We start from the raw sequence: 9,096 nt of genomic DNA, 5'->3' as shown, positions 1-9,096 counted from the left end.
GCCGCTTGCTCCTTCGTCGCCTACGCGGCGGCCGCGCACACGCGAGCCGGGCCGCGAACGGAACAGGCTCGGTCTCGCTTCGCTCGAAAGACGTGGTCGAGGTGCGCTGGGCGCGTCGACATCGCAGCCCACAACCCGGTGCACACAGGTCGTCGTGGCTGACTGTCGACTACTCCTCCGTCATCTACGCGACGGCCGCGCACACGCGAGCCGGGCCGCGAACGATTCAGCACAATGCACGCGTGTCATCGGGCCAAGAAGTGCCAGCCGAGCCAGGCCCACACGAGTACGGCGGCGATTTTCGTCAACCGTGAGCCGGTCAGGTACCCGATCGTCTCGCCCAACGACGCGACCCGGTCCCGGCGCAGCCGCGTGACCGCCACCGCGACGAGCACGGCCGCGAGGAGCAGGCCGAACCCGAGGAGGATGACAGCTCGGTCGCTCATCGCGATACCAGCCGCCATCCGGCGGCCAGCCACAACAGCCATCCGGCGAATCGCAGCGGCCATTGTTCGAGCGCCGGGTCCAACAGCGTGGACAGCGTCGGGTGTTCCTGGCTCGGCCGGTTCAGGGCGGGCTGCCGCAGTAGGGCGTATACCTCCCATGCCGACGCCGCGACCAGCAGCGCCGACCACACGGCCACGCCGCGCCTGAGCCGGGCGGTCGGCGGGGGCCGCTCGATTCGCACGCGGAACGCCAGCACCGTCCCCGCGAGTGCCGCCACCGCCACCATCGCGGTCGCCTGCCAGCTGAACGGCCTGGTCGCGGCACCGCACGCCGCCAGCACGAGCCACACCGCCAGCGGCGTCGCACGCCGTCGGAACCGATGTGCCGAGCGCACTGGTTGCTCTGTCACATGCGCAGGATAAGGCCCCGGTTGCCCGGAACGGGGGAGGCGGTTACGACCTCCGCGCGGATTTCGAGAGAGGCGACATCGCTTCCCGCCGGAACCGCGGTACGACGCTGTCCGCCGCGTTCACCCGTCGGCGCGCAGCAGCCCCGAGATCAGCAGCAGCACCGACTGCTGGGTCTGGGCGCGGGCGAGGTCGGGGTCTTCGGCGTGCGCGACGATCAGGGACGCCTCGCTGACCACGCTCACGACGAGCTGGGCCAGCACGGGAACGGGGGCGTCGGCGATCAACCCGGCGGCGCGGGCACGCTCGAGTTGCGCGGTGATCAGGCCTAGGCCGTGGGCGGATTCGAATTCGCGCCAGGCCTGCCAGCCGAGCACGGCGGGGGCGTCGGTGAGGGCGATGCGCAGCATCGCCGGACGCTGGCAGATCTCGAGGAACAGCGCGAGACCCGCCGCCATTCCGGCCATCACATCGTCGGAATCTACGGCGGCGATGGCGTTTTCGATCTCCTCGGTGATCTCCGCCTCGATCTGCTCCAGCACCGCGAGGAACAGTCCGCGCTTGTCGCCGTAGTGGTGGTGCAGCGCGCCCCGGGTGACGCCGGCCTCGGTGACCAACTCCTCGGCGGAGGTGCCCGCGAAGCCGCGCTCGGTGAACAGGCGGCGTCCCGCCTGTTCGAGCGCGGCTCTGGTCGCTCGGGAGCGGTCTTCCTGGCTACGGCGTGGCATGCAGCCGAGTGAACTCCAGAATCGATTCGGCGAGCAACTCGGGCTGATCTTCCGGCAGGAAGGTGTAGGAGTCGTCGATGAGCTTCAGCGTCGCGTCCGGCAGGTCGCGAGCCAGGCGTTCGGCGAACGACACGGGGAACAGCCGATCCTCCCGGGCCCAGGCCAGCAGTACCGGAATGTCGACCTCGGCGAAGTGACGGGCGGCTTCCAGGGTGTATCGGCGATGCGCCGATTTCAGAAAGCGCCGCAGATCTTTCCGGATCGCGGCGGAGTCGCGGCTCGGCAGCAGGTAGGAGTCGACGATCTCCGGCGGGACCGGCCGTTTGGTGACCCAGCCGAAGGCCACCGGCAGCCGGTGCAGCGCGCGGATGCGCAGCAACTCGGTCAGCGGGCGCAGCGAGCCGGGGATCCTGGCCAGCAGCGGCAGCGTAGTGAACGGCTGCGGTAGGAAGCCCTCGTAGCTGTCCACCGAGGCGAGCACCACCCGGCCGACGCGGGAGCGGTCGCGGGTCAGCAACACCTGCGTGATCGCTCCGCCGGTGTCGTTGGCGACCAAGGTGACGTCGGTGAGGTCGAGGCGTTCGAGGAACGCGGCGATGAGATCGGCGACACCGGCCGGAGTCAGTTCCGCGTCCGGCACCGGGATCTCGTGCGAGCCGAGCGGCCAGTCCGGCGTCAGGCAGCGGTACCCGCCCGCTGCGACAGCGGGCACCACCTTGCGCCAGAGGTCCGCGTTGACGAGCAAGCCGTGCACGAAGACGACAGGGGCGCCCGCACCCGTCTCGTGGTAGCGGATACGGCCGCCGGGCAGGTCCACATCGTGGGTGCGGCCGAGTGCTGTGCTGGTTGCCATGGACCTCCCAGTGGTCTCGGTTCCCGACCACTGTTACATACATACCGTATGTATGTCTAGACCGCAGTGCGCGGCGGATCAGCTGAACACCGCCTTGACCGCGTCCTTCGACGCCGTCACCGCGGTCGCCAGAGAGGCGACGCCCGCCACCGACTCCCCGACCGCGTAGAGCACCCCCGTGAGCACGATCCGATTCGGTCGTTCCTTCGCCGCCTCGGCCGCCGCCCGCCGAGTCGTCTCCTCGACCAACTGCCGTTCCGCCAGATCGATGTCACACCGGCTGATCCGATCGAGCAGATCGCTCAGGGAAGACCGCAATTCCTCCACCGCCTCCGCTGCCACCGCGTCGTACCCTCGGCGTGAACGCACGCCACATCTGCGGCAGAACGGGTGGTCGTCCCGGCTGGAATGCTGGCACTCGGCGCATCGCACCTCGCCAGCCAAGCATTCGCCCGCCGCCGAGGCGATCGGAATCCGGATGCCGTACCAGGTCCGACCGGCTGGCACGGCACCCGGGTTTCATTCGGCCCGATATGGATACGTGCCAGCAAGATCTTGCCGATGGGAGGCGTCAAGACCGCTCGAACATCGCCAGGAACCCCCCCTCCCCCGATTCGTTACAGCGGCCCTGCGCACCGGCAAGCGGCAACAGCGTCTCGAGATCTACTCGGTACCGGCCCGACGACAATCCGCTGCCGCAGGCGATCAACCGCGCGGCCAGACCGGCCAAGGCTCCCGCAAGCGTGACCGCGGTGGCCAGTTGCGGCCATGCGGGCAGGGTGCGGCCCACTTCGGTCAGATCGCGACACGGCCGTTCAACGGCGCGACCCCTTCCGGACCGGCCAAGTAGTCCGATGCGCACTCCGGCCGGTAACCGCCGGGGAAGGCGGCGATCTCGCAGTACGGGTCCAGCTCCAACGTATGGCGATGGGCCAGAGTGATTTTCGCTTCGGCAGATACCTCGGATCGACGAAATTGCCCCGGCCTCGAGGAGGCAGGACAGCCGGAACCGGACGCCGTTCACGCTGCCACAGCACGAACCCAGATCGGTTCCCGCTGAAAAGCTTCACACCCGCTGAATACGCACGGATCCTGCGAGCAAGATATTGCGAGCTAGGGCGATACCGAGGCAAGCATCGGTGAAAATAACTGTCGACCAAGCTATTACGTACCCGGTGAGCTTTTCGGAGTGCCAGATCCTACATCGATGATCCCCCCGTGACCGTCTCTCCGGGGTCCATACTTGATTCCTGTTCCAGCACCGCCGACGCGACAGAGAACTTTCCACCCGGGGGGACCATGAGAGGGGAACCGATTCATGCGACTTCTCGTCGCTGCACCGCTCGGAGACGCCATCGGGCCGACGCCGTCGACGTCGTTCCCGGCGGCGAATGCCGCCGTAGCGCCACCGAGCGGACGGGCAGGGCGCTGATGCCGGACCGGGAGCGCCGAAAGCGGGCTGTGCCGTCAGGTGAATCGCGGACCGAGGACATCGGCGTGCCCATTTCGGCGGCACCAGCTGATGAGGTAGTGCGCGTGCTCACCGCACCAGCGAAAAACCGCGCCCTGAGTCAACGGCGTGCCCTCCGGCAACTCCTTCCGAGCGAGGATGATCGGCCCGATATAAGTATTGGTCGCCTTGTTGGCGGTGTTGAGACCGACACGAGCGACCTGGGCGAGAGAGTTGTAGTCCCACGCCGACTTGGCCGCGATCGCACCGGCCAGCCGGCCCGCCGTCTCGCCACGCTGTTCGGTGAACAGCGCGCACAACGCGGGCGGCCCTTGCGGTGGCAGCGCGACCTGGTCGCTGCGGCCGGTCGCGGCGCGCTGAATGGCGTCCAGCAGCGCGGGCACGCCGGAGGACTTGTCGTAGAACTCGGCGATCTCGTCCGCCCGCAGCCGCGCCTCGTCGAGATGATCGCTCTCCATGCTGTGTCCTTGAGCCGCGAGCAGGACCTCGCTCTGCCGTTTGGTTTCCCGAAGCAAGTCGAGAACATCCAAACCGTCGAACCGGTACTCCATTTCGGGTTTGTTCCAGATCAGATCCGAGATGACCACATCGAACCGGAAACGTCCCACGATTCGACCGCGCACCTCGTCGACGTCGGAGGCGACCGCGACGGTCGACCCCGGAAAGTACTGCGACAGCACAGGGGCGATGATTCCGCCCAACGGCGAGGCGACAAGCACTCGTAAGTTCGGTTCCATAGCGCGATCTTCATCGCTGCCGACACTGGTCGGCAAGACTTCAAATGTCTATCGAACCAGTAGGTTTCGTAATGCGTATCGCACAGCAAGATCTTGCTCGCCCGGCCGGTTGACGAGTGCCGCAGCCGGCGATCCGGCGCTCGAAGACTACCCCTCGCCGACGTGTCGACGACCTGATAGCTTTTCGATTCCTCGGCGGACGACTCGGACACTGCAAGATCTTGCTGGAAAACGAGCGCTCGAGCAATATTCCAGCGACACATCTCGAGAGCGGCAAAAATCGGCCCACCGGCCGGAATACGGGTCGGAAATCACCGCGTAATTCGCTGATCAATCGCCTGCGGCGGCTTATATGCTTTCAATCCGGTGCGCCACCCGAGCCTGTCGCACCGTTCCCCACCACCGGAAGGACCAGCAATGGCTGAAGTGTGTCCACAGTGCAGCAAGAAGACCGGAATGGATATCGGCGAGAAGGATCGTCAGGGGTGGCAGAAATACCAGTGCCAGATGTGCGAATACGAATGGAAGGCACCGAATCCCTGATCGTTCTCACCGACCGTCCGGCGCCCGTCGCCCGGCGTATCCGATGGGGCCCGCAGAGAAGATCGTACAGGTCTCGAATTTTCGCAGTATCGATTCGCGTGCATCGTCACCAGATGCATCGGGAGGGCAATCAATGGCACACACCGTCGGTATCGATCTCGGTACCACGTATTCAGCGGTCGCCGTCGTCGGCGCCGGCGGGAAACCGGAGATCCTGGTCAACCGGGACGGCGAGCGGATCACGCCTTCGGTGGTCTTCTTCGACTCCGACAGCGTGCTCGTCGGCTCGATGGCCAAACGGTCCGCGGCCACCGCGCCGCTGGATGTCGTGCAGTTCGTCAAGCGGCAGATGGGCAATCCGGACTGGCGATTCGTCACCTCCGACGATCGCGCCTATTCGGCCGAGGAGGTCTCGGCGATGATTCTCAAACGGCTGAAAGACGACGCCGAATTGATCCTGGGGCAGGGGCAGGTCACCGACGCGGTGATCACGGTCCCGGCGTTCTTCGACGACGCGCGCCGCCGGGCGACCAGGGACGCGGGAACGATCGCCGGACTCAACGTGCTGCGCGTGGTGAACGAGCCGACCGCGGCCGGGTTGGCCTTCGGACTCGACCTCGGCCACAGCGGCACCGTCATGGTGTACGACCTGGGCGGCGGCACGTTCGACGTCACCGTGATGCGGATCCGCGACGGCGTGTTCGACGTGCTCGGCACCGATGGGCTGCACGAACTGGGCGGCTTCGAATGGGACAACCGGCTCATGCGGCATCTCAACGAGGAGTACATGGTCCGAGGCGGCGGCGATCTCGACGACGCGTTCGAGACCCAAGCCGATCTGCGCGAGAAAGCAGAACTCGCCAAACGCACCCTGAGCTCCGCCGGGTCCACGCGAGTCGTGCTCAGCCACAACGGCATCACACACACGCTCACCGTCACGCGGGAAACGTTCGAGGACCTCACCAGCGACCTGCTGAACCAGTCGCGCGACCTGACCCATTCCCTCGTGGAGGAATTGGGCCTGAGCTTCGCCGATCTCGATCACGTCTTGCTCGTCGGCGGCTCCACGCGCATGCCCATGGTGGCGGCGATGCTGGAGGAACTGACCGGCAAGCCGCCGTTGCGGGCGGGCAACCCCGACGAACTCGTGGCGCTCGGCGCGGCGATCCGCGCCGAAGCGGAGACGTCCTCGAGCACGGCGCCGAAGCCGGTCGTCCTCGATGTCACCTCGCAGGCACTGGGCACGGTCGCCCTGAACGACAACCGGGAACCGAAGAACAACATCGTGATCCCCCGCAACACCGAGATCCCAGCCAAGGCGAGCAAAGTGTTCGGCACCGTGGCCGACGGCCAGACCGAACTGCGGATCTGCGTCACGCAGGGCGACGACGAGGATCTCGACTACGTCCGGTTCGTCACCGAAGGAAAGTGGCCCGATGGCGGGCAGCTTTTCGCCATTCCGCCCTATGCGGCGAATGCTCCGGTCCAGATCACATTCCACTACGACATAGACCAGACCATTCAGGTCGAGATCACCGACCTCACCGCGGACAAATCGCTCGGCACGTTCGAGGTCGACAACGTCGCCAACCTCAGCGAGGGCGAAATCCGCGTCGCACGCACGAAGAACGAAGACCTCGAGGTGAATGGAAGCATGACCACGACAACCGAAGAATTCGTCAACTACTACGAAATCCTCGGCCTCGCCGAGACCGCCGACGCGGATGCCATCAAGACGGCCATCCGCGAACAGCGCAGAATGTGGAACAAGCGCGCGGGACAGTCGGATCCCGTCAAACGCGCCCAGGCCGAAGCCCGGGTACGGCACCTCGGTCAGGCCGAGCGTGTGCTGCTCGACCCGAACCAGCGGCGGCAATTCGACCAGCAGGCCAGGCAGTGTCGTCCGGCGAGTAATCAGCCCGCGCCCGTGGTGCAGGGCGGCCGGGACTGGCTGAGCCTCGCACGCGAGTATTTCGAGCGCGGCAACGCTCCGTCCGCGTACTACTGTGCCCGCGAGGCGATCTCGGTCAACGGCGCGAACCACGAAGCGTGGGCGGTGCGGGCGAACTCGTCGTTCGTCATGGGCAACTACAAGGACGCCGGCTTCGAATTCCGGGAGGCCATCGGCCTCAAGCCCGACAGCCCGGAATACCACTTCGACTATGCCGAAGCCTTTCTCGCCACCGGAGCGCTGAACGAAGCGCTCGGCGAATACGAGACGGCTCTGCGTCTCGCGCCCGGCGAGCCGCTCTACCGAACCGCCATCGCCAACGTCTACCTCCAGCAGCACAAGAACGACAAGGCGCTGGAACTGATGGAGGACGTGGTCCGGCACCATCCGAACGAGCAGATCTTCCAGTACTACCTCGCGCTCGCGCTGGAGCAGGTCAACCTGGGGATGTGGTCGGAACTCCGCAGCGGGGCGTACTGCATCACCTCCGAAGCCCAGATCGCCGTCACGCACGAAATGTCCGGCCGCGCAGTGAAACTCCGGTTCGACGACGCGCCGCTGCGCGCCTCGCTGCAAGAGAACATCGAACTCGCCGAGCGAGCCGCCGTGGCCAAGTGGTTCCACAGCGGTGCGGGCGCGTGGGCGGTGGCCCTGGTGATCGGCCTGGTGCTGATTCCGGCGAAGGGCGTGGGCCTGCTGATCGTCGCAGGCGTCATCGCCGGCTACACGCTGACCCACCGGATGCCGGTCTGGAAGCACAACTCGAAGCGATACGACATCGCTGAACGCGGCATATGAGTGCGGCTCCGGACGCGGGTGATCCGCTTGCCGCCCTGGCCGGGGAGATCGCGCAATTGCGTGATCTCTTCCGGCGCAGGTTGCTGGAGGACAAGGCGAAGAATCGGGCGTTGGACGATCTGCACGAGCAGCTCGCACTCGCGCGCGGCGGACTCGCCGAACAACTCCTGGCCCCGCTGTTTCGCGAGCTGCTCAGACTCGTCGATCGCGTGACGGCACTGGACGACGACGACGCCGTGCTCGGCAGCATCGTCGACGAACTGCACGAACTGCTCGAACGTCGTGGCGTCCGGCGCGTGCCCGCCACGGCCGACTTCGATCCCGACGTTCACGAGGCCGTCGCCGTCGCCGAGGCTTCCGGCCGATCGCCGGGCACGGTGCTGGAGGTCGTCCGGCACGGATACCTCATGGGTGAACGCCTGCTGCGGCCGGAACAAGTCGTCGTCGCGGCGCGCCCCGCGCGATCGGAGTCCGCCGTTTCCCCCATCGAAAGGTTCGAATGATGCGCAAGACCCTCCGCGTAGCCGTTCTGGTCTCCGCTTCCACGGCGTTCCTCGCCCTCGGACTGCCGAGCGCATCGGCGGCGTCCACCACCGTGAGCGGCACGATCGGCTGCATCAACAGCGCGTCGCCGGTAGGAGTCTGGATTCAGGCCAAGACGTCGAAATCGGGATGGGCGCAGACCAAGCTTCCGGTCCGGCTCGGCGGCCACTCCAAGGTCGACTACTCCTTCAAGCTCGACAAGGGCGGCGACTACCAGGTGCATGTCGGGTGCGGGGGAACGCCGCAGAAGTGGGCGAAATCCCTGAAGTCCAAGGATGTCTCGGGCATCAAGAACGACTTCCTTTGCAACGACATGGACCGGCTGTCGGTGGCGGCGTTCAACGCTCTGGTCGGCCGGATGTTCGGCCGGCCGGACCTCACCCAGGGCGTGCCCTACGGTGAGTGCAAGCACATTCCGTGACGTGTCCGCTGCCGCCGGTCTTCCCATCGGCGGCTTCTGACATTCCGGCCGAGCTGGAGAGGCGCACCATCTGTGGTCGGCCACCCCGAAGTCGCGGGCGAGCAGTAGGCTCGGTCACGCACATCGCCGCTCGGGCGCGCGATCGGAGCCGAGCGGGTTCGCGGGGCAATCTGGACGATTGACCAATGTGGGGCTAC

Annotated in this window: 11 protein-coding genes; 3 read left to right on the top strand and 8 right to left on the bottom strand. The window is 66.4% G+C overall.

Translation table 11 applies throughout. The features are described 5' to 3' along the window. Positions 1-245: 245 nt before the first annotated feature. The 8 genes from ACWEO7_RS30950 to ACWEO7_RS30915 form a co-directional block, all read right to left on the bottom strand. Complete coding sequence (locus ACWEO7_RS30950) at positions 246-446, bottom strand: DUF6186 family protein (protein ID WP_452428452.1); 201 nt, start codon at positions 444-446, stop codon at positions 246-248. Further along, positions 443-856 (bottom strand): hypothetical protein, encoded by a 414-nt coding sequence (locus ACWEO7_RS30945; RefSeq protein WP_452428450.1) that lies wholly within the window; start codon positions 854-856, stop codon positions 443-445. The genes ACWEO7_RS30950 and ACWEO7_RS30945 overlap by 4 nt, the downstream gene beginning before the upstream one ends. 120 nt (positions 857-976) lie before the next feature. Then, positions 977-1,582, bottom strand: a complete 606-nt coding sequence (locus ACWEO7_RS30940) for a TetR/AcrR family transcriptional regulator (RefSeq protein ID WP_356966346.1) — start codon at positions 1,580-1,582, stop codon at positions 977-979. Further along, positions 1,569-2,435, bottom strand: a complete 867-nt coding sequence (locus ACWEO7_RS30935; RefSeq protein WP_452428448.1) for an alpha/beta fold hydrolase — start codon at positions 2,433-2,435, stop codon at positions 1,569-1,571. Before ACWEO7_RS30935 ends, ACWEO7_RS30940 begins: the two co-directional genes overlap by 14 nt. A 78-nt stretch (positions 2,436-2,513) precedes the next feature. Continuing rightward, positions 2,514-2,777 (bottom strand): hypothetical protein, encoded by a 264-nt coding sequence (locus ACWEO7_RS30930; RefSeq protein WP_356966349.1) that lies wholly within the window; start codon positions 2,775-2,777, stop codon positions 2,514-2,516. A gap of 229 nt (positions 2,778-3,006) precedes the next feature. Beyond that, complete coding sequence (locus ACWEO7_RS30925) at positions 3,007-3,225, bottom strand: hypothetical protein (RefSeq protein ID WP_452428446.1); 219 nt, start codon at positions 3,223-3,225, stop codon at positions 3,007-3,009. A gap of 5 nt (positions 3,226-3,230) precedes the next feature. Further along, positions 3,231-3,353, bottom strand: coding sequence for a hypothetical protein (locus ACWEO7_RS30920; protein WP_452428444.1), 123 nt, complete (start codon positions 3,351-3,353; stop codon positions 3,231-3,233). Positions 3,354-3,902: 549 nt separating this feature from the next. Then, on the bottom strand, positions 3,903-4,643 hold the full coding sequence (locus ACWEO7_RS30915) for an MSMEG_1198 family transcriptional regulator (RefSeq protein ID WP_452428442.1): 741 nt from the start codon (positions 4,641-4,643) through the stop codon (positions 3,903-3,905). 676 nt (positions 4,644-5,319) lie between these two features. Between ACWEO7_RS30915 and ACWEO7_RS30910 the strand changes: the two genes are divergently transcribed. From ACWEO7_RS30910 to ACWEO7_RS30900, 3 genes are read left to right on the top strand one after another with little or no spacing between them, the layout of a single operon-like run. Beyond that, complete coding sequence (locus tag ACWEO7_RS30910) at positions 5,320-7,935, top strand: Hsp70 family protein (protein WP_452428440.1); 2,616 nt, start codon at positions 5,320-5,322, stop codon at positions 7,933-7,935. Then, positions 7,932-8,438 (top strand): nucleotide exchange factor GrpE, encoded by a 507-nt coding sequence (locus tag ACWEO7_RS30905; protein ID WP_452428438.1) that lies wholly within the window; start codon positions 7,932-7,934, stop codon positions 8,436-8,438. The genes ACWEO7_RS30910 and ACWEO7_RS30905 overlap by 4 nt, the downstream gene beginning before the upstream one ends. After that, on the top strand, positions 8,438-8,899 hold the full coding sequence (locus ACWEO7_RS30900; RefSeq protein ID WP_452428436.1) for a hypothetical protein: 462 nt from the start codon (positions 8,438-8,440) through the stop codon (positions 8,897-8,899). Before ACWEO7_RS30905 ends, ACWEO7_RS30900 begins: the two co-directional genes overlap by 1 nt. Positions 8,900-9,096 lie beyond the last annotated feature (197 nt).

Source organism: Nocardia sp. NPDC004260, assembly GCF_053603155.1.
The sequence above is the reverse complement of the archived record's forward strand: the minus strand, read 5'-3'. Positions and strand labels throughout refer to the sequence as shown.

Excerpts from the sequence above, each read along its gene's own strand:
- ACWEO7_RS30950 (WP_452428452.1), bottom strand. The coding sequence starts at position 446 with ATGAGCGACCGAGCTGTCATCCTCCTCGGGTTCGGCCTGCTCCTCGCG.
- ACWEO7_RS30940 (WP_356966346.1), bottom strand. The coding sequence starts at position 1,582 with ATGCCACGCCGTAGCCAGGAAGACCGCTCCCGAGCGACCAGAGCCGCG.
- ACWEO7_RS30935 (WP_452428448.1), bottom strand. The coding sequence starts at position 2,435 with ATGGCAACCAGCACAGCACTCGGCCGCACCCACGATGTGGACCTGCCC.
- ACWEO7_RS30915 (WP_452428442.1), bottom strand. The coding sequence starts at position 4,643 with ATGGAACCGAACTTACGAGTGCTTGTCGCCTCGCCGTTGGGCGGAATC.
- ACWEO7_RS30910 (WP_452428440.1), top strand. The coding sequence starts at position 5,320 with ATGGCACACACCGTCGGTATCGATCTCGGTACCACGTATTCAGCGGTC.
- ACWEO7_RS30905 (WP_452428438.1), top strand. The coding sequence starts at position 7,932 with ATGAGTGCGGCTCCGGACGCGGGTGATCCGCTTGCCGCCCTGGCCGGG.
- ACWEO7_RS30900 (WP_452428436.1), top strand. The coding sequence starts at position 8,438 with ATGCGCAAGACCCTCCGCGTAGCCGTTCTGGTCTCCGCTTCCACGGCG.